The sequence below is a fragment of the Shewanella sp. SW32 genome (assembly GCF_025653365.1).
Classification (GTDB): Bacteria; Pseudomonadota; Gammaproteobacteria; order Enterobacterales; family Shewanellaceae; genus Shewanella; species Shewanella oncorhynchi.
The window spans coordinates 1-22,685 of record NZ_JAKKSJ010000015.1; the positions used below are offsets into that span (position 1 = coordinate 1).

The following is a 22,685-nucleotide window of genomic DNA, read 5'->3' on the forward strand; positions in this document are numbered from 1 at the left end:
AAAGAGATTGCACGATAGATTGTCCTGTATGAGCTGCAAGTTGAGCCGCCAACTGTACAAGCCGTTTGGTCCTTCGTACATCCCCTAATTGTGCGCGCTGAAAAATGCTCTGTGCCCAGAGTGATGGTTCACTTAAAAACATGGCATGTGGTATCTGAAACAAAAGGTCAGGATCAGATCAGGTTAATTAAAAATGGTTCAAAAAAATCCCCCGGGGCAAACCGAGGGATTTGTGTAGAAGAGACAGGCATGGGCAGGGCTTCAATCCATCTTAGATGACTTTAGGCTTGTAACAGCCTATTCATCTAGGAACGATTTTAAGATTTCTGAGCGTGAAGGGTGACGCAGTTTGCGCAGTGCCTTAGCTTCAATCTGACGAATACGTTCACGGGTCACGTCGAACTGTTTACCCACTTCTTCAAGTGTGTGGTCAGTGTTCATATCGATACCAAAACGCATACGCAGTACTTTCGCTTCACGGGCGGTTAGACCTGCTAACACTTCGTGAGTGGCGTTTTTCAAGCTTTCGCTGGTCGCTGAGTCCAGTGGTAATTCGAGGGTTGTATCCTCGATAAAATCACCTAAATGCGAATCTTCATCGTCACCGATTGGGGTTTCCATGGAGATAGGTTCTTTAGCGATTTTCAGTACCTTACGGATCTTATCTTCCGGCATCATCATACGCTCAGCCAGTTCTTCAGGTGAAGGCTCGCGGCCCATTTCCTGTAGCATTTGGCGAGAGATACGGTTCAGCTTGTTGATCGTTTCGATCATATGTACTGGAATTCGAATAGTACGCGCTTGGTCGGCGATAGAACGGGTAATCGCCTGACGGATCCACCAAGTTGCATAGGTCGAAAATTTGTAACCACGACGGTATTCGAATTTATCTACGGCTTTCATTAAGCCAATGTTACCTTCTTGGATTAAGTCCAAGAATTGCAGACCACGGTTGGTGTATTTCTTCGCGATAGAAATTACCAGACGTAAGTTGGCTTCAACCATTTCTTTTTTCGCACGGCGAGCTTTGGCTTCACCGATTGACATACGGCGGTTGATGTCTTTTATGGCAGAAATTGCTAAGCCGGTTTCTTCTTCAACTGCTGCAAGCTTGGTACGACAACGAATGACGTCATCTTCAACCATTCTTAGGCCTTCGGCATAAGGTTTCGTTGAGGCTTTCTCAGTGTTGAACCAATCGAGGTTGGTTTCGTTGCCAGTGAAGAATTTAACGAAGTTTTTCTTCGGCATTTTGGCTTGTTCAACGCACAGTTTTAACACTAAACGTTCTTGAACACGCACGCGGTCCATCATAGTGCGCATGCTTTTGACTAAACGGTCAAACTGCTTAGGGACTAAGCGGAATTCTTTGAAGATTTCGCCGATTTCGAAGAGGGCTTTTACCGATTCAGGGTGTTCACGGCCCTTAGCTTCGATAATTTTCAGTGCGCTTTCGTAAGCGGCTCTAAGTTGACCGAATCTTTCACGAGCTTCTTCAGGATCAGGCCCTTTGTTGCCTTCTTCTTCATCTTCGCTGTCATCGTCATCCTCTTCGTCATCTTCATCGTCCAGCTCTTCTTCAGATAATTCTGAGCCGATGTGAGTGGCGGTCGGGGCGACGTCATCTTCGTCCGGGTTTACAAATCCAGAGATAATATCAGATAAGCGCAGTTCGTCGGCTTCAAATTGGTCGAATTGCTCAAGGATCATAGCGATCGCTTGTGGGTATTCGGCGACTGAACTTTGAACTGTGTTGATGCCTTCTTCGATGCGTTTGGCGATTACAATTTCGCCTTCGCGGGTCAGAAGCTCAACGGTACCCATTTCACGCATGTACATGCGTACGGGATCGGTTGTGCGGCCAAGTTCGCTTTCTACTGTTGCCAGTGCTGCGGCGGCTTCTTCTGCTGCATCTTCGTCTGTGTTGTCTTCCGACATCATCATGTCATCGGCATCGGGGGCTTCTTCGAACACCCGGATACCCATGTCATTTATCATCTGGATAATATCTTCGATCTGGTCAGAATCGACCATGTCTGCAGGTAAGTGATCGTTCACTTCTGCATAGGTTAAGTAACCTTGCTCTTTACCTTTGGCAAGCAACAGCTTAAGTTGCGACTGCGGAGTATGATCCATAGATATCATCCAAGTTGGGAAACTGTTACAACGACGGACACTTAGCATAAGCCAAGTGCCGCGCAAATCGTCAATTATAGCCGTGTGCACATATCTGTGCTAGTCACTGGGGTAGCGAATGAGGACATTTTTGCCTCAGTTTAACCCTTTCATGACTGAGATCAGCTTCGAGAGCTGCATCTTCTCTTCTTTTGTATGAGTCTGCTTTAGACTCAATTCCTGATATCGTTGTTCAATATATTGATTGTTCAACCAAACCAGGGTTTGTTTAAACTTTTCGAGCAAGTTTTCATCCGCCACTTGATGGTCCCATTGGGCCAATTTATGGAGAGTGCCGCTGTAAGGGTGCTCTCTGAATTGTTCAAGTAGTTGTGCGCTGTTTAACGTTTGCTCTCGAGTCATCTCCAATAACAGTGGCAGCAATTCTATGCCTGGCATCTGCAAGTGGGCGAGTGCGGGTTGTGGGGGTAAACCCATACCCAGTTTAGGATGTTGTACTAACAGTGCGATGGCGAGTCGCAATGGTGTACCGCGTCCTTTTAATCCTTTACTTGCCATTGGTTTAGCTTGTTTCACGCTAAAGCCTAGCTTCTTTTTCATATCTTCTGAGCTGTTCATTCCTAACTTGTGAGCTAAGTTCTCAAGTAGTAAATTTTGCAGCACAGTGTCTTGAATTTTTTCAATTAAGATAAAAGCTTGTTTCGCTAAGTTGCCTTTATCTGTACCGTATTTTGTCGCTAACGTGTTAAATAGAAACTCGGGTAGTGCAATGGCAGAGTCCATTAAGGTTTCAAATGCATCTTTACCAATTTTACGTACCATAGAATCAGGATCTTCGGCCTGAGGCAGGAACATAAATCGTACTTGATCGCCCGGCTTTAATAATGGCAATGCCGTTTCTAAGGCGCGCCATGCCGCTTCAGTACCCGCTCTGTCACCGTCGTAACAGCAAATCACTTCTTTAGCGCTGCGCAGCAAAAGCTGAAATTGCTCTGCTGTGGTTGAGGTGCCTAATGATGCGACAGCATAATCGACGCCAAATTGCGCCAATGCCACCACATCCATATAGCCTTCAACGATCAGTACTTTGTCTGGATCGCGATAGCGTTGCTTTAGTTCATAGAGACCATAAAGCTCATTGCCCTTATGAAATATGGGCGTTTCTGGAGAATTCAAGTATTTGGGTGTGCCATCACCTAAAACTCTGCCACCAAAACCAATGACTCGTCCGCGCCTGTCGCGGATAGGAAACATGAGGCGGTCACGAAATCTGTCGTAACGTTTCCCACTGTCGTTGCTAATTAACATACCCGCAGTCAGTAACTTATCCTGCGCATCTTGATTCTGACGATAGCGGCCCAATAAGCCATCCCAACCGTCTGGCGCAAAGCCAATACCAAAATGTTCTACTACATCATCGGATAAACCGCGATAGGCAAGATAATCGATAACTTTTTGTTTATCTTGGTGTTGTCTAAGTTGGTTTTGAAAGTAAAGGCTTGCTTCTTCCATGAGTTGATATAAGTCACGGCTTAAACCGTCATCATGTCGCTTGCCTGTGCCTTGTTCTCTGGGAACCTCTAATCCAAGCTGGCCCGCCAAATCTTCAATGGCATCAATAAAATCGAGTCGGTCATACTCCATCACAAAATCGATGGCGTTGCCGTGAGCACCGCAGCCAAAGCAATGATAGAACTGTTTATCACGGCTGACGGTAAACGAAGGTGATTTTTCGCTATGAAAAGGACAACAGGCCGAGTAGTTCTTACCCGCCTTTTTCAAGGGCACCTTACGATCGATAAGTTCGACTATGTCAGTGCGAGCGATTAGCTCATTGATAAAATCACGAGGTATTGCCATTGAGTGCTTAAAATCCCGCCTTGCGCGAATTTAAACAAACAAGCCGCGCATAGGCACGGCTTGTTCATACAGTGAAACGCTAATTATTGCAATTTAGCACGGATCATAGCGCCGATAGCGCCCATGTCTGCACGTCCTTGCACTTTAGATTTCAATGCTCCCATTACTTTGCCCATATCCGCCATGGCGGATGCACCTACTTCTACAATAGTTGCATCGATGAGCGCCGCGATTTCCGCCTCTGTAAGAGGGGTAGGCAGGAAAGCTTCAATAACTTGAATCTCTGCTGCTTCCACGTCGGCCAACTCGTTACGACCCGCTGCTTCAAATTGAGCAATCGAGTCACGACGTTGTTTCACCATTTTGGTTAAGACCGCTATAACCTGTTCATCAGTCAGAGATTCGCGGGTATCCACTTCAATCTGTTTGATGGCGGCTAATGCCATACGAATAGTGCTCAAGCGCGCCTTCTCTTTGGCGATCATGGCCTGTTTCATATGGTCTTTTAGCTGATCAATTAGGCTCATATGAGATTAATATAAACGTACGCGACGTGCGTTTTCGCGAGAAAGCTTCTTAGCTAAACGTTTAACTGCAGCTGCTTTTGCGCGCTTACGTGCAGTAGTTGGCTTCTCGTAGAATTCACGAGCACGCACGTCGGCTAAAATACCAGCTTTTTCACAAGAGCGCTTGAAACGACGCAGAGCTACGTCGAATGGTTCGTTTTCACGTACTTTAATAATTGGCATACGCCATCACCCCTTAGGTGTAGGTTGTTCTGGTTCAATTGCTCGAACCAAGTCTATTTAAAATGGTGCGGAATTTTATACCGAGACACCTAGGCTTGTAAAGCCCTAAAACTGAGCTCAGTCCTATAGTGGACTCAATATGGCCTGCGCGACTGGAGTAATCGAGCGCTTGCAGGTAGAATTGGCGCCCTTTAGTTAGCAATTGATGAGACACCATGCGGGTTTTAGGTATTGAAACATCCTGTGACGAGACAGGTATCGCCGTCTATGACGATGAACTGGGCTTATTATCTCATACTTTATACAGTCAGGTTAAGCTGCATGCTGACTATGGTGGTGTGGTGCCTGAGTTGGCGTCGCGTGACCATGTACGCAAAATTGTGCCGCTTATTCGTCAAGCGCTGAAAGATGCAAATACTGAAATTGCTGATCTCGATGGGATTGCCTATACCAAGGGCCCTGGTTTGATTGGTGCTTTGCTTGTTGGCGCTTGTGTGGGGCGGTCACTGGCGTTTGCTTGGGACAAGCCTGCAATCGGTGTTCACCATATGGAAGGACATCTACTGGCGCCTATGCTTGAAGATGACGCACCCGAGTTCCCATTTGTGGCCTTATTGGTCTCTGGTGGCCATTCTATGTTGGTTAAAGTCGATGGAATTGGCCGCTATGAAGTATTAGGTGAGTCGGTTGACGATGCTGCGGGTGAAGCGTTTGATAAAACAGCTAAGTTAATGGGGCTGGATTATCCCGGCGGTCCGCGTTTAGCAAAGCTTGCTGCTAAAGGTTTACCTGCAGGGTATAAGTTTCCGCGGCCTATGACCGATAGACCTGGACTCGATTTTAGCTTTTCGGGTCTAAAAACTTTTACCGCTAATACCATTGCTGCCGAACCTGACGATGAACAGACTCGAGCCAATATTGCTCGTGCTTTTGAAGAAGCTGTGGTTGATACGCTAGCGATTAAATGTCGCCGTGCACTGAAGCAAACAGGCTATAACCGCTTAGTGATTGCCGGTGGCGTGAGTGCTAATACGCGCTTAAGAGAAACCTTGGCTGAAATGATGAGCTCGCTTGGTGGACAAGTATTTTATCCCCGTGGTGAGTTTTGTACCGATAACGGCGCCATGATTGCCTTTGCAGGATTGCAGCGTTTAAAGGCAGGGCAGCACGAAGATTTGGCGGTAAAAGGTCAGCCAAGATGGCCGTTAGATACCTTGCCACCAGTGGCATAAAACGCCTTTGATGTTGATAGGTTATGTTGAGACAAAAAAACTGCGCTTATAGCGCAGTTTTTTATTGGGATAATGTTGTCACATTAAGATTTTTTAGGCGTTTTTTTACGTGAAACTTTGGACTCTTCACCTTTAAGTAACCGTTGGATATTGTCTTTATGACGAATAATGATAAGCGTCGATAGCATGGCAACGGGAATGGTAAATCTGTCGTCTAACCACCAAGTATAAAGTGGTGCAAGTAAGGCCGTCAGGATGGCTGCAAGGGACGAGTAGCGGCTAATTAAGAGGAGGACAATCCAAGATGCCATTAAGCAAATGGCTAAATCATCGCCAATGGGAGCCATAGCACCAAAAGCTGTTGCGACACCTTTTCCCCCCTTAAATCCAAAAAATACGGGATAAATATGCCCAAGGCAGGCGGCGATAGCGATAAGCCCGAGTGATACTGCATCTATGCCCATCAGATAGGCTAAATAAGATGGCAGGGCGCCTTTGAGCATGTCAAAAAACAACACCATGGCAGCCGAACTCGCGCCGCCAATTCGCAGTACATTGGTAGCTCCCGGATTACCTGAACCCTGTAATCTTGGATCGGGTAAACCCCTCATTCTACAAACCAGCACAGCACTCGAGATTGAACCTGCCAAATAGGCGGCCAAAATCATCAAAAGTGTCAGTGTTAATGGACTCACATTGGTTTCCTTACGCGTCTTAAGGTATTATCGCGCAACAATTTAAAAAGCTGACTCAGTTGTCAATCCCGCTATAGGTTTGTGGAATAACTCGCCCATTTGAGGTTGAGATATTTTCTGAATGAGCAAATCCTTTTAGGGCGTTATCCTACTGTGGATTGGCTCGAGTAGAAAGCAAATTAGTTATCTGTCAGAAGATTGCGGATTATACAGCTAGGATCGCTTTTAGCTTATCAGACCTCATAGTAGTAAGTTAGTTGGAGAAAGCATGGATAAAGTACTTATACGGCAATTACGCGTTGATACTGTGATTGGTGTCTATGAGTGGGAAAAGACAATCCATCAGAGCCTTTTGCTAGATTTAGATATGGCGTGGGATAACAAACCAGCCGCCGCGACAGACGATTATCAATATGCGCTTTGCTATGAGACAGTTTCCAATCGATTAACAGAACTTATTACTGAGCATCCAATCGAGTTAATCGAAACGGTTGCCGAGCGCGTAGCGGATTGCTTACTTCAAGAATTTAACGTGACTTGGGTGAAAGTTGTCGTGATGAAGCCAGGGGCTGTAGCCACTGCAGCATCGGTTGGCGTTGAGATAGAGCGTTCACGTTAGATACGAGTTTGATCAACTCGACTGTTGATTAAGAAATCATGTTTATCTTCAGATAAATCGGACATTGCATGGCACGTATTTATATCAGTTTAGGTAGCAATATCGAGCCTGAACAGCATCTGCAAGCGGGATTAATATCGCTGCGAGTGTGTTTTGGGCCGCTGCGCCTCTCTTCTATGTATGAAAGTGAAGCGGTAGGTTTTAGTGGCACTAACTTTTTGAATATGGTTGCTAGTGCTGAAACTGACCTTAATATTGCTGCGGTAGTTGCGCAGTTTAAGCAAATCGAGCAGAATCACGGCCGGCTTGTCGGGGCGAAGAAATTTAGCCCAAGAACTTTAGATTTAGACCTGCTGCTTTATGACCATGTGGTATGTGAAACGCCCGTTACGCTCCCCCGTGCAGAGATAGTTAATAATGCCTTTGTGTTATGGCCATTAGCCGAGTTAGCGCCGGAATTGATTCATCCCGTGGTTCATAAAAGCTATGCCAGTTTGTGGCAAGAGTATGATAAAGAGTCACAGCTGCTTTGGCCTGTGATGTTTGAATGGCCCCAAGGGCTGACGTTTTAATTTATTGATAGGATTGTCATGGATACGTTTCAGGTCATTATTTTAGCGCTTATTCAAGGGCTAACTGAGTTTTTACCTATTTCTAGTTCTGCTCACTTAATTCTGCCTGCTCAGCTTTTAGGCTGGGAAGATCAAGGTTTGTCATTCGACGTGGCGGTGAATACGGGGTCGTTATTTGCTGTGGTGATTTATTTTAGACACGAGTTATGGACTATGTTTAATGCTTGGGTTGCAAGCATCTTTAAAGGTCAGCAATCCGAAGACAGCAAGTTGGCATGGTGGATTATTCTGGCGACGTTACCTGCTGTATTTTTTGGTTTTATGGCTAAGGATTTTATTGCAACTCACCTACGTAATACAGAGGTTATCGCGGTCACGACAGTCGTTTTTGGTTTATTATTGTGGTGGGCTGATAAGATGTCGCGCCGCGATTTAACAATCTATCAGACTGGATGGCGCAAAGCCTTGTTAATTGGTTTCGCCCAGGCGCTTGCTTTAATCCCTGGAACTTCACGTTCTGGTGCCACTATGACCGCGGCGCTAATGCTAGGTTTGAGTCGAGATGCTGCGGCTCGCTTTTCATTCTTAATGTCAGTGCCTGTGAGCTTAGGCGCGGCAATTTTAGTGGGTAAAGATTTGGCGGAAAGCGCGCTGCCAATTGATTATCAAGCATTGATCTTAGGCACTTTGATTTCCTTTGTTGCAGCTTATGCATGTATTCATTATTTCTTGAAAATCATCAGCCGCATGGGAATGACCCCGTTTGTTATTTACCGTTTAGCACTGGGTGCTGTGCTGTGTGGATTTATTTTTTTGTAGTCATTCCAGTTTAGTCATCATAGTGAAATTATGAATAATAGAATCGGGTCAAGTACCCGATTTTTGTTTTTGGAGCTTCCTCATTTTTCTGAAGCTTAACTTATTTTTGGAGCTTTATATGGGTCTCGAATATCAGTGTCCAACCTGCGGACTTGCGTTAAAACAACACAAAGCCTCCCAAGGTTTTTATTGTGCAAATAAGCATCATTTTGATCGAAATGAGCAAGGTTATTGGGTTTTCACTAAACCACAACGCCAAAAGCCGACAGGGGATTCGCGCGAGCAAGTTAGGGCTAAGCGTTTTCTTCTCGAATCAGGCATCTTTTCGCCTTTAATCGATAAACTGGCTGAGTTAATCACGGGCTTTATCAAGCCTGACGCTTGTTTATTGGATTATGAATGCGCTGAGGGCTTCTATTTGCGTGCTTTAGCTTCCAAGTTGGCAGAGGTCGAAAATCCGCGAAACGTCCAGTACGTGGGTGTAGCGGACGCAGAAAATGCTATTTTTGCTGCAGCAAAAGCGCAGACTCCTGGGATCTTGTGTTTAAGCTCTTCTAAAAAATTACCCTTTGCCGATAATTGTGTGGATTTTATTACTGTTATTGATAGGCCGTTAAAGGGAAAAGAGTCTGTCAGGGTATTGAAAGACGATGGGACCATGTTACTGGTTATGCCTGGGCCACGACATCTATGGCAACTCAGAGAATATATTTATTCCGACTTGGCTGAAAAACCTTTCCAAGTGAATTTACCTTCAGCATTATTGGTAAAAGAAACTCAGTCACTGCGCTTCACCTTATCTGTTACCGGTGAGCAGGCATTAACGTTATTGGATATGGCACCCTATGCGTGGCGTGCAACTGACAAGATGAAACACGATATTCAAGCTAATCATTTTGAGTCGCTAGAAATTGACTATGTATTAGTCTTAGCACATAAACGCGTGAGTGAATCGCTATAGGTTAAAACTTGCAGTCGATGCGGTTAATTTTAAGACAATTCATAGGCTTAGTTAGATGGTTTTTTGATGTTTTAAACGGCTATATTACTCAAGTCTATGATTCTGTTTGACGTTTTTATGTTATTTTTATGTTGGGTAGGCTGGAGGTGTTATTATTTTTAACTTTAGGCCTATTTGTTCAGTGACAAATACAACCTTCTTATTGCCTTTGTTTCCCATATAGCCTCGATTTTTTTATCTATAGCTGTGCTTTAAATTAATAGCTTTCACTTCCCATAAATACATTTTTTATGATAGATGAGGCTGATTGTTAGGGATGCTTAAAAATGCAAACGAGAAGTTTAGATTAATAACGAGACTTTATTTAAAAGAGGAATAGCACTCGTTTATACAGAAGTATGCCAAAGCTAACTTTTAGGGGGGAGGTAGGCGAATCGCCTTTAACATGCCTTTGGAAGTTTAAAACCAATTTAGCGATTTTGTATTGCCACATTCGCTATTCTTTGCATGGCAATCTTGAATTGCAGGTATAAAAAAAGGCTTAGATTGATGTGCTTATCGCTTTCATCTTTCTTAAGCCTTTTGTCTTAACTTACTAAATAGTAAGCTAAATTACCTTTCATTACTTCTTGTAACGAGAAGCAACGTTGTCTAAACGGTCGTTTGCGCGTTTAGCTTCTGCTTGTGCGTCCATAGATGCTGCTTTTGCATCTTTAACGTCTGCAGACAGTTTGCTTTGCTCTGATTTCAGAGAACCAACATCAGCTGACAATTGATCAACTTTGTTGCCCAGAGTTGCAACGCTTTCTTCCAGAGCAGTAGTGTTCGCGCAACCACCTAGTAGGGCAGTCATTGCTAAACCAGCAATCATCAGTACTTTTTTGTTCATTGTAAAAAATCCCTTAAAATAGGTTGGATTTGAATGTTTCGTTACTTTGTAAGCGAAACTGCCTAATTATGACATAGCTATTTTAATTTGCTACGAATATTAATGTGTTTAACCACTATAGGCATATAAATTTTTTTTAAAAGCTTTTTTTCTATGTGATATCGACATTTCTAATCGTAAAAAGGGGCATTATTCACCATGCAGTGATGCACGACTTACAAATCCTTTACAAATTACTGGTTATCCGTCGGCAGTTTTGTTTGCATTTTTTGTTTAAACTGACTGACGGCTTCAACTCGATGTAAATTTAAGGCTTGTTTTATCTCTGCGCCTTGGAAACCAGTGGCAATGATGGCGGCAATATCGACATTATTGGCGACAGTGAAGCACTGAGTTAAATAATCTCCCTGAGGATATGGGATGTTTTCAAATCCTGTGCGGCCGCGCATATCTGCGGTGCAAGCTAATATAAGTTGCGTTAAGCGCTCTGGTTTACGCCAAAAGTCAGCTTTATCGAATATTTTAACGATAGTTTCGGCTCTGAGCTCGAATGCCTGATGGACGTTCTGATGTTGGTCGCTGACGAGCAACGCCAGATCGCGTGCCTCATTCGGTACTCGTAAACGTGTACAGAGTGCTTTTATGAGTGGCAAGCCTTTCTGGCCGTGGCCGTGATGCTTTGGTAAATGCTCTTTTGGGCTCAGTGCTTTGCCCAAATCATGTACTAGGGCGGCAAACCGAACGCTTTTATCTCTAGTGAGCAGTGCGGCTTGAGCGAGCACCATTAAGGTATGCACGCCAGTATCTATTTCAGGATGCCATTTTTCAGGTTGAGGTATGCCAAATAAGGCGTGAATTTCAGGGAATAGGACTTCGAGTGCGCCACATTGGTGAAGTACCTCAAAAAAGACTTCTGGGTGAGGTCCGCCTAAACTTTTATCAACTTCTTGCCAAACTCGCTCCGCCGTTAAAGCGCTAAGCTCATCGCTTGCGCTAATTTGACGCATCAGTGCCAGGGTTTCTGCGGCAATTTGAAATCCTAAGGCATGAAACCTTGCGGCAAAGCGGGCGACGCGTAACACTCGCAGTGGATCTTCAACGAAAGCATCCGACACATGGCGTAACAGGCGCGCGTTAATATCCTCAATACCATTAAAAGGATCATATAAGTTGCCCTTTTCATCTTGGGCGATCGCATTGATGGTTAGATCTCGGCGCAACAAATCTTGCTCTAAAGTCACATCTGGGCTGGCGTGGCAGCTAAAACCACCATAACCCAGACCAATTTTTCGTTCGGTTCGGGCTAAAGCATATTCTTGTTGATTTTTGGGGTGTAGAAATACGGGGAAATCTTTACCCACTTGGCGGTAACCCTGTTGCAGCATTTGTTCTGGTGTTGCTCCAACGACGAGGTAATCTTTATCTTTAATGGGAAGATTGAGCAGGCTGTCACGTACAGCACCGCCGACGAGATATATTTTCACAGGCAAGATTCGGCTAATGTGTCATGAACATAGCTTATCACGCTCATTAAGATGATGGATAAAGTCGTTGCGAGATATTTGCGCACTTATCTGTCACATTGATGTTGCAGATATTTTGACAATAACATTGGGACGCTTTAACGTGGGGCGTTATTTTTAAATTAGGATGATTGGTGGTATGTACAAGGCCTTTTACGGACTCAGCGATAACCCTTTTTCAATTGCACCCAATCCCCATTATTTATTTCTGAGTGATAGGCACAGAGAGGCGTTAGCCCATTTAACCTATGGGTTAGGGGAAACGGGCGGCTTTGTGTTGTTAACAGGGGAAGTCGGTACGGGTAAAACAACAGTATCTCGTTGTTTGCTTGGGCAATTGCCCGACAATACCGATACTGCTTTTATCCTTAATCCGTCGTTAACTGAGCTTGAATTACTCGCAACGCTTTGTGATGAGCTTAAGATTTCCTACGGCGATAATCCTACACTCAAGCAATTGACTGATCACTTGAGCCGTTTTTTATTGGCGAATCACAGCAAAGGTCGTAATACCGTGCTCATTATCGATGAAGCACAGCATTTACGTCCTGAGGTGCTGGAGCAATTGCGTCTTCTGACTAATTTGGAGACGGACACTAAGAAGTTACTGCAGGTGATTTTAATCGGTCAGCCGGAATTACAGCTGTTATTGAAGCGCCAAGAATTGCGTCAGTTAGCCCAGCGGATCACGGCTCGTTATCATTTATTGCCGCTCAATGAAGATGAAATCGCCCTCTATGTGCTGCATCGTTTGCAAGTGGCAGGGCGGTTTGAGCCTTTATTCACCCGTAAAGCCGTTAACGTTTTGCAGAAATACAGTGGCGGCATCCCTCGATTAATTAACCTTTTATGTGAACGTTCACTGATGGCAGGCTATGCACAATCGCGGGTGCCCATAGATCATCATATGGTGCGGCAAGCTGCGGCTGAAGTATTAGGTGAAGAAGAACCGACTCAAAATAGATATCTGTGGCCGACAGCAACGGCTGCGGCGTTATGTGTTGCGTTTGGTGTGTCTTATTGGTTATTTACTGATAAGTCAGCCAATACGGTGCCAGCGTCCAATTTGGTTACTGAGTCTGTACCAACTAATGTGGCGTCATTAAATGCTCAAACCTTGGGCGGGGAAGACGTCGCTGGTAAGTCAGTAAAACCAACTAATCAACCAAGCGGTCAGACTTCCATTCCCGATCCTAATCAACGTCTGTTAAACGAGGCGATTAATCAGAGTCGCAATATCGATACTGCTTTTGCAGGTTTGTTTAGCGTGTGGGGCAAAGTGCCCTATAAAGGCTTGACGGCTTGCCAATCGGCGGTTGAGCAAGGATTAGCTTGCTATCAACAGCAGGGTAACTGGATGTCACTGACTCGGCTTAATTATCCGGCTGTCGTGTATTTGGTTGATGACAAGCAACAAGATTTTTATGGTGCAGTGCTTGCGGTAGAGGGGGAACAATTACTGATGCAACTGGGTGAGCAGCAACTTTGGGTTGATAGAGCTTGGTTTAATCAACATTTCAGTGGCACCTTCGAAATATTATGGCAAGCACCTAATTTGCCTATGATGGATATCAGTCAAAAATCGAGTCCTGGTCAATTACAGTGGTTAGAGAATGCGTTAGCCCATGTGAATGGTCGTAGCCCCCGTCGGGTTAATCAATTTGATGTGCAATTGGAAAATGATCTTAAAACCTTCCAAAGTCAGCATGGATTAAAAGCCGATGGTATTGCAGGGAATCAAACATTAGTGAGATTAAATTTGTATTTAAGTCAGCAAGGCCCAAGGTTAACTGATGATGGGGCGCGCAGCTGATGTCCATTTTACTCGATGCCGTAACCCGCAACAAACAACAGCAACAATCACCGTTACCTGATGCTGTGATGACGCCAAGGGCTAATTATCCACAGCCTCGTAAATCGGGTGTGCCGATAGGAAAACTGTCTATATTAGTCGTTGCAGTTGCCGCTGGAATTGGTGTGGCTTGGGGATTAAGCGTTTGGGATAAAACTCGACTTCCCCAAAGTGATACTGTGGCAGTGGCTAACGTACTACCATCAACTTCATCATTACCAGCTTCGACTGTGATTAAAAATGAGCTTCAGTCTACCGCGGTAGGATCTGACTCTGAGCTCCAAGTTGAGCCCAGTGCTGCTTCAGGTGTTCGGCTTGCTGGGAAAGTGGCGCTTCCTCGGACGCAGACTTTACCCGAGCTAACGGTATCGCCGCAATTTCAGGCTGAGACTGTAGTATCAAATGCGCCTCAAGTGAATGCTAGCGCGAATATAACGACCAATTCTGTTGGCATGCCGGCTCAAAGTGATAGCAATTCGGGTTTTAGTGATTCAAGCTACGCAGATTATATGTCGACGTCAGCCCAAGTCGATGCGGCAAGTCAGGAAGCGGTTGTGCCAGCAGAGACGCAATCACAGCAGCCTATGATGTTAGGCGCTAATGCCAATGAGTCGGGTCTAGCGAGTCTTGAAGCCCTGCGTCAGCAAGTCAGTGCCGCGGCGGAAGATGTCGGTTTAGAGACCAATAAAAGTCGCGATGAAGATAAGTTAGTGGCTTCCTTTCAAAATGCATTAAAGGATGTGGAGTATGTTAATGCTGCAGAGACGAATGTCACTGAAGCTAAATTAGATCCTATCCCCAAAACTGCTGTGGATGAAATTCCGAAATACGGCCAATTACCTGCAGGTCTGCAATTACAAGTGCCTGAATTTAATATCGTTGCTCATGTTTATTCCAGCGACCCTGCCCAGAGATGGCTGAATGTAGACGGTGCTGAGTTACAAGAAGGGGATATGATTGCTGGTAAGCTGAAAATCATCTCTATTCGTCCAAGGGACATAGTGTTAGATATTCAAGGAACCCAGTTTAAGGTGCCCGCAATCTAATCAGGTATTACGATAAGTCATGCTAGCGGTTATTTGTGATAACAATGAATAAGTAGTTGATAAAAAAGGCGCACTAGGCGCCTTTTTTGATCTTAGCCAATCTCAACTTAATCAAACAGTCTGTTGGCTAAGAATAGGGTCAGTGCGTAACCGACGCTGTAGCAGAGGAAAAGTGCAGGAACATATTTCAAGTAACTCACAAAAGTCAGTTCTTTCACTTTACTCATGGCAACAATACCTGATGCTGAACCGATAATCAGCAGTGAACCACCTACCCCGACGCTGTAAGTCAAGCCAAGCCATTCAGGAGTACTCAGTACTGGATTGGCTTTTAACAATGCCGCCGTTAGCGGTACGTTATCAATTAAGGCTGAGCCCATACCCGTGACGAAGTTAGAGATGTTTGGATTAAACTGAGTATAAGCTTCAGTCAGCATGTCTAAGGTGCCAATTTCTTTAAGCATTCCAACGAGTAGTAAAATACCTAAGAAGAACAACAGAGTGTCGTATTCAACTTGGCGAATATACTCTAGGATCTTGATTTCTTCTTTATCGCTGCGAGTGGTATGGCCAATCAGGAACATAATTGATAGACCCGTTAAGAAGGTTAACACCGGCGGTATACCAAACAATATGTTGAGTAGCATGGTCATTAAAATGGTGCAGAAGAAGACGAGGGCAATCAATACATCAACGGTTTGATAAGTATGTTTGATTGGCGTCGTGCTCACAACACCTTCGGCTTTGAGTGAGAATAGGGTTGCCAGTAAAATCACGCTGACGGCTGAAGGGATAAACAACATCAATAGTTCAGACATATGCACATGCCCAGCTAAGAAGATCATCAGTGTCGTCACATCGCCAGTGATCAGGGCTACACCGCCTGAGTTCACCGCGAAGATAATCAACACTGCCATTCTACGGCGCATTTGCTTATCGAGTTTAAAGGTGGTTAATAAACCTAAAGACACTAAAGTCGCGGTGACGTTATCACAAAATGCTGAGAGCACGAGTGCAAATAGGGCGACTTGGATCATTAACATACGCACTGATACTTTCTGCGGAAACAGCTTTTGCACCATGATTTGGATCATACCCTTAGCATTCAAATATGCTACGAAGGTCATGGTCGACATCAGAAAGAGCCAAAGTGTGGCAATCTCGAGCAAATTTTCATTGAGCTGATGGGCAACGATTTTCTCATTAGCCGGTTCCCCTGCAGCCATAAACAGCGCTACCCAAGAGATACAACCAAAGAATAAGGTGGTTTTTGCTTTATTAAGGTGGGTCACTTCTTCGAAAATAATACTGAGCAATGCGAGCACGGCCAGTAAGATGAGAAAGGTATTTAACATAACTGCAATTCCAACTGCTGTTTTGATGTCGTAGGGCGACTTGAGTCAACCTAAAGATTGGGCATATCAAGGCTAAATTAAGCTAGCCGTGTTAGCGCGTGCGGATCAGAACATAATGGGCTAGAGAACGCAACTGTTAGCTGTAACTCAATTTAATGCTTCTTTGTGATGTCTATCTCATGCTTTTGGGTTGCTAATTAGTTTTATATATTGGTTATTGTTATTATTGTAGCGTTATTAACTGTATTGCTTGATTTGATTACCGCGTTAAAAGTGAGATCTACGATTAAAGTCTAAGCAGTTAGTTTGCATATTCTTCAATTAATTTTTATTCAGGTCGATATTCCTGAATTGTCGTGCCTATGTAGGCAGGCATTTTTAATGCTTGCCTTTTGAATGAGTGCCCGCTAGGAAGTAGAGTGCTCTTAGCACTCTGTCCTGCAGAATTCTGCGTCTTGAGCTTGTTTGGGTATCAATACTGGATATTGTGTTTTGGAGTAGAGGAAAATGACATTTGTTATCTGGAGTCTTTTGCTTTTAGGCTCACTCGTTTGGTTAACGTATTGTGGTAAGCAACTTATTGCGCTGGGCGTGATGGGTTGGCCTTAGCACGTTATTGAGCATATCCACTTGACCTTACAATTCATGGTGGCTGGGATAATATTTAAATCGGCTTTAGGTTCTAAAAAGTCTGATCGTTATTAAAGCGACACAAAGCTAACTAAATCGAATAAAAGCAAAGGGACGCATTGGCGTCCCTTTGTTATGTTTAAACGGCTTAAATACTAAAGCTTAGGCTTAGCTTGCCGCTTTCATGCTCGCCAATACGCGATCAGCTGCTTCTAAGGTTAAGCGTATCTCTTCTTCGCCATGGGCCATTGACAGGAAGCCAGCTTCATAGGCACTTGGCGCTAAGTAAACACCTTCATCTAGCATGCCGTGGTAGAAAATACGGAACTGTTCGATATTGCATTGGGTCACTTGATCGAAACGAGTGATCTTGGGTTGTTCCGTGAAGAAGAAACCGAACATGCCACCAACATAGTTGATCGCCATTGGAATACCGTGCTTATCCGCAGCCGCTTTAAAGCCTTCTGCAATACGTTTGGTTTTCGCGCTCAGCGCTTCGTACAGACCTTCTTCACACAGGGCTTCCATTTGTGCCAGACCCGCTGACATCGCAATGGGGTTACCCGATAACGTACCCGCTTGGTAAACCGGACCCGTAGGGGCGATAAATTGCATCACATCTTTACGGCCACCGAAAGCCCCCACTGGCATACCGCCACCAATCACTTTACCGAGTGTGGTTAAGTCTGGTGTGACGCCGTAGTAACCTTGAGCGCCACTTAGTGATACGCGAAAACCTGTCATCACTTCATCGATAATCAACAGCGCGCCAAACTCATCACACATATCACGCAGGCCTTGAAGGAAACCTGGGACAGGTGGAATACAGTTCATGTTGCCAGCAACGGGCTCGATGATGATGCAAGAAATCTCAGTTGGATACTGCTCGAACAGGGTTCTAACTGAATCTAAATCGTTATACACAGCGGTTAAGGTGTGTTTGGCGAAATCTTCTGGAATACCTGGTGAGCTAGGTTGACCTAAAGTTAACGCGCCAGAACCGGCTTTCACTAACAGGCAATCTGCGTGGCCGTGGTAACAACCTTCGAATTTTAAGATCTTGTCACGATTAGTAAAACCGCGTGCTAAACGGATAGCACTCATGGTAGCTTCTGTGCCTGAACTCACCATGCGTACTTGCTCGATAGAAGGCACCATAGAGATGACTTTTTCGGCCATTTGCACTTCAAGCTCAGTTGGCGCACCAAAAGATAAGCCATTTTCTACCGCTGCTAATACCGCAGCACGGATTTTAGGATGGTTGTGGCCGAGGATCATCGGGCCCCAAGAACCGACATAGTCGATATAAGCTTTACCATCGGCATCGTAAATATAAGCGCCGTTAGCTTTTTCAATAAACAGGGGCGAACCGCCTACACCATTAAATGCACGAACCGGAGAGTTAACGCCGCCGGGGATGGTTTTTTTAGCCTGTTCAAATAGCGCTTCGGAACGGGTCATGTTTAGTCCTTAAAGTCTGTAGCCAATTAGCGATCGGCTTTACGTGAATACCAATTAACCGGACACTCATATTTTTCGAGTTGATTATCAACGCCGAGTGTCAATGCAAACAAAGCCATGCGAATTAACAGCCCATTATCCGCCTGTCTGAAGATGGCGAGATTGGGATGGCTGTTCAAATCATTATCTAACTCATTGGCTTGCGCGCGTGAATCCCTTGGAAGCGGATGCATAATGACAGTGTTAGATTTGCAATGCTGAGTGTAAATACTGCGATTTAAGCGGAACTTGCCGCGATACTTATTTGCTTCTTCCTGTGAAGGGAAGCGTTCTTCTTGAATGCGAGTGAGATACAAAATATCTGCTTGATCTAAATGGCCTTCAAGTTGGTCGGTTATTTTGATGCTATGGCCAGCATTTTCAATGTCGGAGATCACATAATCAGGCATCGCTAATTCTGCGGGTGAAATCAGCGTGAAACTGATGTTCTTATACATGCAGAGTAAGCGTGATAGTGAATGCACAGTGCGGCCAAATTTTAAGTCGCCGACCATAGCGATGTGCATGCCATCGATACCGCGGCCAGCACACTTGAGTTCTTTTTGGATAGTGTATAAGTCGAGCAAAGCTTGGGTCGGATGCTCGTTCGAACCATCGCCGCCGTTGATCACTGGGACGCGGCTGCCTTCTGCAAACTCTTTTACCGAGTAAGAGTCTGGATGGCGCATGGCAATGACATCAGAATAGGTGGATAACACCCGCGCCGTATCGTACAGGGATTCACCTTTAGATAAAGACGATGAAGCCATGCCTGTGGTTTCACGTACATGGCCGCCGAGCAAGTTAAAGGCACAGCCAAAACTCACGCGGGTACGGGTACTGGGTTCGAAAAACAGGTTACCTAAAATGGCGCCATCGAGCACATTATTACGCTTCTCTCGAAGTGCATAGGGCATCATGCGGCTAGCGACATTAAAAATAGTTTGGATTGAGTCAAGATCTAACTGGTTTACGGAGAGGATATGGGATCCTTCGAACTGATTCATCAGCCTGTTTTCCAATTTGCTAGGGGGCATTTTAAGCTGCGGTATCGCGCTTATCTGCCCTGATGTTATGTAGGGTGGCTGAGGCGCGATTGTAGCAGAAGCACAGGGGCAACGAAATAGCCACATTGCCACTGTGTTAGATTTTTGCGATGAAGCCCAAAGCTTTTAATCTGCCGTCTCAGGTTTGAATCAAAATTAGGTATTGAATAGCGGCTAGATTTTGAAGCGATATTAGGCTTGGCCTGAACTAATCTCCTGTTGTAGGTTCGACCAACTGATCACCCCAACCACATTGTCTGGTGTATCTTGATAGATAAACACCTCACCGCAGCGTTTGGGCGACAATAGTGAATAGACTTCATTGAGGGTGGTGCTGTCGCTTAGCCCTTGCATGGGATGGCGTGATAGCGTGGTACTGTCATCATAGGATTGCATTTCAAGACTAAGCATTTCGATAATGCCATCGGCATTGCGAACTAGCACAGGGCGACCTTCGGCGCGTTTTAGTACTTCGAGCAGCAATTCATCGTTGTTATTGACGATAACAAAGCGTTTATCCATCAAGGCTCGCACGCCTTTTTTCTGCAGTGCTAAATTCACGGGGGCGACCTTATAACCTAGTCCCATAATTTCTAATTGCTTAAAGAAAATGGAGTCAGTCTTAAAACCCTGATAAGCAATTAAAAAAGCCGGAATTGTTACAAACATTGCCGGTAAAATAATGCTGGCGTCATTAGTCATTTCTAACAGGGCGACTAAGGCGGCCAGCGGCGCGCTTAAACACACGCCCATCATGGCTGTCATGCCGATCACAGTGTAAAGCCCTACATAAGGGGCGATGGACGGGAATAAGATAGCGCTGATCAGCGCCAAAATCGCCCCGAGCAGCGCGCCGATACCATAAAGTGGACCAATTAAACCGCCGGGAATACCTAAGCCAATCGCCGCAATAGTGGCAATGATTTTGGCAAATAATAGGGCGATTAACAGCAACAGGCTTGGATGTTGGCTAATGGCTTCGCCAATAGCGAGATCGCCCGTGCCAAGGGCTTGCGGCAACACGAGACCGATTAGGGTGGTGACACTACCCGCCAATAATAGTCGGTAAATCAGTGGCCAGTTTTGCCCCGTCGCGGTGACTTTTAAGAGTGAGTAATTAAACAGCGCCGCGGCGCAGCCCAATACCACGCCGCCGATGGCGAGAATAGGGTAATGGTCTAAGGGAATATGGATCACTTGAATACGGTCAAATTCGTGCACATTACCAAACACCAGTTGGCTTGAAACTGCGCCACAAATTGCTGATAGCATAATCGGGAAAAAGTAATGGATTTTATATTCACGTACTATCACTTCGAGTACAAAAATCACCGCCGCTAAGGGCGCGTTAAAAGTGGCGGCAATCCCTGCGGCAATCCCACTGGCACACATGATGCGTACGCTATTATCGGGAAGATTGAATTTTTCAGCGAGAAAACTGGCGCTGACAGCACCCAGATGAATGGCTGGACCTTCACGGCCGACTGAGAAATTTGTGCCTAGGGCAAAGAGTGCTTGAAAAAATTGCCCAGCGGCGGATTGTAGGGGGATTTTACCATAATGCAGTTTAACTCTATGTAACACATAGGCTATTCCCATACGTTTATAGCGTTTGGAGCCTAACTTCGCCACTATCCAAATTAATATTGCGCCTAAAAGGGGTAACAGGGCTCGCCAGTCGGCGACGTTCCCCGTAAAATCCAGCGCCTGTATTTGGGTGTAATGATTAGCCCAAACGAGCAAGAGTCGAAACAGTAAGATCACACAGGATGCAAAAATAGCAAATAACAGTGCCAGTATGCACAGCTGTGCACTGATGCGGGCTTGAGATAAATGGTCACGTAGCTCATTGGTTAAATACTTTTTGGCTGTGACTATGGCATGTTGGATAGCGACTTTATTTATCGTTAATTGCACTACATTGGCCTGAGTTGTATTGTATCGAACTCGTTCTTGAGTTGATTGTATTTTATATAAGGGGCTGTTACCTAATGCCAAATTATCATCGTTGGCTAGATCGGCTGCAAGTGATGGATCTCAAGTATCGTCCATCTTCAGTGTATTTATCGCTTTTAGTGTTAGTTTCTATTCTTTTTGGGGCTTGGATAAGTTTTCTGCTATTAAGCAGCGATGAGCCTGTTGTTAAGCATATCAGCAGCAAGACTCAACGCTTGACCGCTGAGTTAGAGGCACAGACCCAACTACTTGCGACCCGAAATTTAGAGCTGTCCGTCGAGCGTGAAGCTAATACCCAAATGCAAGAAATGTTTGGCCAGCAAATGAAAAAGCAAAAAGAATTGGAGCATGAGCTGGCATTTTACCGCAGCATTATGACACCGGATGATAATGCTGAAGGTGTTGCTATTCACGGACTTGAAATGACGCGGGGCGCTTTGGCCGATGAATATCATCTCAAGTTGGTGTTGACTCAGTTGCAAAAGCGTAAGCAAGCTATTCAAGGTCGAACTGAATTGACGCTCATTGGTGTGCAAGATGGCAAATCTGTTAGCTTGAGTGTGAACAAACTCATGGGTTCTAAGTTGGAATTTGATTTTCGCTATTTTCAAGTCATAGATACCAAGGTCACTGTTCCTGCTGGCTTTAATTTACAACAAGTGAAAGTCAAAGTGCTGGTGCCTTCGAGCCGCTGGACTAAGAATTCGCAGACCGAACATGTCTATAGTGCCCCTGAGTTATTACAGGGTGAAAAAGAACCACGGGTAATACTTGAACAAAACAGTCAGGTAAAGGATAATTTGCCCCAGAAAACTGATGTAAGAGGTAGTAATGACTGATCAAGCTGATACAGCAATGCCAATCCAATTTACCGATGCGGCAGCCGCTAAGGTGAAAGGTTTGCTGGAAGAAGAGCAAAATCCTGCACTTAAGCTACGAGTCTATGTGACTGGTGGTGGTTGTTCTGGATTTCAGTACGGCTTTACCTTTGATGAAAAGGTCAATGACGGCGATTTTACGATAGAAAAACAAGGCGTTCTCTTGGTTGTCGATCCTATGAGCCTACAATATTTAGTCGGTGGTGAAGTGGATTACACTTCAGGACTGGAAGGTTCTCGCTTCTTCGTGAAAAACCCTAACGCAACCACAACTTGTGGCTGTGGTGCCAGTTTCTCTGTGTAAACAGTTTCTCTGTGTAAAAAGTTTTTCTGTTTAATGATGACTAACTTTGCATCTTTTTAGGCG

The 22,685-nt window shown here is 44.9% G+C and carries 21 protein-coding genes; 9 read left to right on the top strand and 12 right to left on the bottom strand.

Annotation, left to right across the window (positions count from 1 at the left end):
• The 5 genes from L5M28_RS10590 to rpsU form a co-directional block, all read right to left on the bottom strand.
• The coding region (locus L5M28_RS10590) for a transposase (RefSeq protein WP_263203336.1) at positions 1 to 142 on the bottom strand (142 nt) is incomplete at its 3' end.
• A 155-nt stretch (positions 143 to 297) separates the two neighbouring features.
• Positions 298 to 2,136: an RNA polymerase sigma factor RpoD gene (rpoD, locus tag L5M28_RS10595; RefSeq protein WP_105249892.1), complete on the bottom strand. Its 1,839-nt coding sequence runs from the start codon at positions 2,134 to 2,136 to the stop codon at positions 298 to 300.
• Between the two features lie 135 nt (positions 2,137 to 2,271).
• Entirely contained in the window at positions 2,272 to 3,996 is a 1,725-nt protein-coding gene (dnaG, locus tag L5M28_RS10600; protein WP_263203302.1) for a DNA primase, read from the bottom strand.
• An 83-nt stretch (positions 3,997 to 4,079) separates the two neighbouring features.
• On the bottom strand, positions 4,080 to 4,523 hold the full coding sequence (locus L5M28_RS10605) for a GatB/YqeY domain-containing protein (protein WP_028760869.1): 444 nt from the start codon (positions 4,521 to 4,523) through the stop codon (positions 4,080 to 4,082).
• Positions 4,524 to 4,529: 6 nt separating this feature from the next.
• Positions 4,530 to 4,745, bottom strand: coding sequence for a 30S ribosomal protein S21 (gene rpsU, locus L5M28_RS10610; RefSeq protein WP_006080725.1), 216 nt, complete (start codon positions 4,743 to 4,745; stop codon positions 4,530 to 4,532).
• A 215-nt stretch (positions 4,746 to 4,960) separates the two neighbouring features.
• Between rpsU and tsaD the strand changes: the two genes are divergently transcribed.
• Positions 4,961 to 5,977: a tRNA (adenosine(37)-N6)-threonylcarbamoyltransferase complex transferase subunit TsaD gene (gene tsaD, locus L5M28_RS10615; protein WP_131523062.1), complete on the top strand. Its 1,017-nt coding sequence runs from the start codon at positions 4,961 to 4,963 to the stop codon at positions 5,975 to 5,977.
• 83 nt (positions 5,978 to 6,060) lie between these two features.
• Here tsaD and plsY read toward each other — a convergent pair whose 3' ends face one another.
• Positions 6,061 to 6,672, bottom strand: a complete 612-nt coding sequence (plsY, locus tag L5M28_RS10620) for a glycerol-3-phosphate 1-O-acyltransferase PlsY (RefSeq protein WP_028760867.1) — start codon at positions 6,670 to 6,672, stop codon at positions 6,061 to 6,063.
• A 268-nt stretch (positions 6,673 to 6,940) separates the two neighbouring features.
• Here plsY and folB point away from each other — a divergent pair, with 268 nt between their 5' ends.
• The 4 genes from folB to L5M28_RS10640 all read left to right on the top strand — a co-directional run bounded on the left by folB (position 6,941) and on the right by L5M28_RS10640 (position 9,643).
• Positions 6,941 to 7,291, top strand: a complete 351-nt coding sequence (gene folB / locus L5M28_RS10625) for a dihydroneopterin aldolase (RefSeq protein ID WP_105249889.1) — start codon at positions 6,941 to 6,943, stop codon at positions 7,289 to 7,291.
• 68 nt (positions 7,292 to 7,359) lie between these two features.
• A complete protein-coding gene (gene folK, locus L5M28_RS10630) occupies positions 7,360 to 7,863 on the top strand; it encodes a 2-amino-4-hydroxy-6-hydroxymethyldihydropteridine diphosphokinase (RefSeq protein ID WP_263196461.1) in 504 nt (167 codons plus the stop codon).
• An 18-nt stretch (positions 7,864 to 7,881) separates the two neighbouring features.
• Positions 7,882 to 8,682: an undecaprenyl-diphosphate phosphatase gene (locus L5M28_RS10635; protein ID WP_173246178.1), complete on the top strand. Its 801-nt coding sequence runs from the start codon at positions 7,882 to 7,884 to the stop codon at positions 8,680 to 8,682.
• Positions 8,683 to 8,800: 118 nt separating this feature from the next.
• A complete protein-coding gene (locus L5M28_RS10640; RefSeq protein WP_212599964.1) occupies positions 8,801 to 9,643 on the top strand; it encodes a putative RNA methyltransferase in 843 nt (280 codons plus the stop codon).
• 622 nt (positions 9,644 to 10,265) lie between these two features.
• Here L5M28_RS10640 and L5M28_RS10645 read toward each other — a convergent pair.
• Both L5M28_RS10645 and L5M28_RS10650 read right to left on the bottom strand, forming a co-directional pair.
• Positions 10,266 to 10,532, bottom strand: a complete 267-nt coding sequence (locus L5M28_RS10645; RefSeq protein WP_006080732.1) for an Lpp/OprI family alanine-zipper lipoprotein — start codon at positions 10,530 to 10,532, stop codon at positions 10,266 to 10,268.
• 233 nt (positions 10,533 to 10,765) lie between these two features.
• Positions 10,766 to 12,016, bottom strand: coding sequence for a multifunctional CCA addition/repair protein (locus L5M28_RS10650; protein WP_263203304.1), 1,251 nt, complete (start codon positions 12,014 to 12,016; stop codon positions 10,766 to 10,768).
• Between the two features lie 178 nt (positions 12,017 to 12,194).
• Between L5M28_RS10650 and L5M28_RS10655 the strand changes: the two genes are divergently transcribed.
• Positions 12,195 to 13,868, top strand: a complete 1,674-nt coding sequence (locus L5M28_RS10655; RefSeq protein WP_263196457.1) for an ExeA family protein — start codon at positions 12,195 to 12,197, stop codon at positions 13,866 to 13,868.
• A complete protein-coding gene (locus L5M28_RS10660; RefSeq protein ID WP_263196456.1) occupies positions 13,868 to 14,953 on the top strand; it encodes a general secretion pathway protein GspB in 1,086 nt (361 codons plus the stop codon). Before L5M28_RS10655 ends, L5M28_RS10660 begins: the two co-directional genes overlap by 1 nt.
• Positions 14,954 to 15,060: 107 nt before the next feature.
• Here the strand turns inward: L5M28_RS10660 and nhaD are convergent, their stop codons facing one another.
• The 4 genes from nhaD to L5M28_RS10680 all read right to left on the bottom strand — a co-directional run bounded on the left by nhaD (position 15,061) and on the right by L5M28_RS10680 (position 21,401).
• Positions 15,061 to 16,308, bottom strand: coding sequence for a sodium:proton antiporter NhaD (gene nhaD / locus L5M28_RS10665; protein ID WP_028760859.1), 1,248 nt, complete (start codon positions 16,306 to 16,308; stop codon positions 15,061 to 15,063).
• A gap of 798 nt (positions 16,309 to 17,106) precedes the next feature.
• Positions 17,107 to 18,399, bottom strand: a complete 1,293-nt coding sequence (gene hemL, locus L5M28_RS10670) for a glutamate-1-semialdehyde 2,1-aminomutase (protein WP_263196455.1) — start codon at positions 18,397 to 18,399, stop codon at positions 17,107 to 17,109.
• A gap of 26 nt (positions 18,400 to 18,425) precedes the next feature.
• Entirely contained in the window at positions 18,426 to 19,445 is a 1,020-nt protein-coding gene (locus L5M28_RS10675; RefSeq protein WP_105249881.1) for an aspartate carbamoyltransferase, read from the bottom strand.
• Between the two features lie 231 nt (positions 19,446 to 19,676).
• A complete protein-coding gene (locus L5M28_RS10680) occupies positions 19,677 to 21,401 on the bottom strand; it encodes a chloride channel protein (protein WP_263203306.1) in 1,725 nt (574 codons plus the stop codon).
• A 74-nt stretch (positions 21,402 to 21,475) separates the two neighbouring features.
• Between L5M28_RS10680 and L5M28_RS10685 the strand changes: the two genes are divergently transcribed.
• Positions 21,476 to 22,279, top strand: a complete 804-nt coding sequence (locus L5M28_RS10685) for a DUF6776 family protein (protein WP_263203308.1) — start codon at positions 21,476 to 21,478, stop codon at positions 22,277 to 22,279.
• The gene (gene erpA, locus L5M28_RS10690) at positions 22,272 to 22,622 is read left to right on the top strand and encodes an iron-sulfur cluster insertion protein ErpA (protein WP_006080742.1); all 351 of its coding nucleotides are present in this window, start codon (positions 22,272 to 22,274) and stop codon (positions 22,620 to 22,622) included. Before L5M28_RS10685 ends, erpA begins: the two co-directional genes overlap by 8 nt.
• Positions 22,623 to 22,685 lie beyond the last annotated feature (63 nt).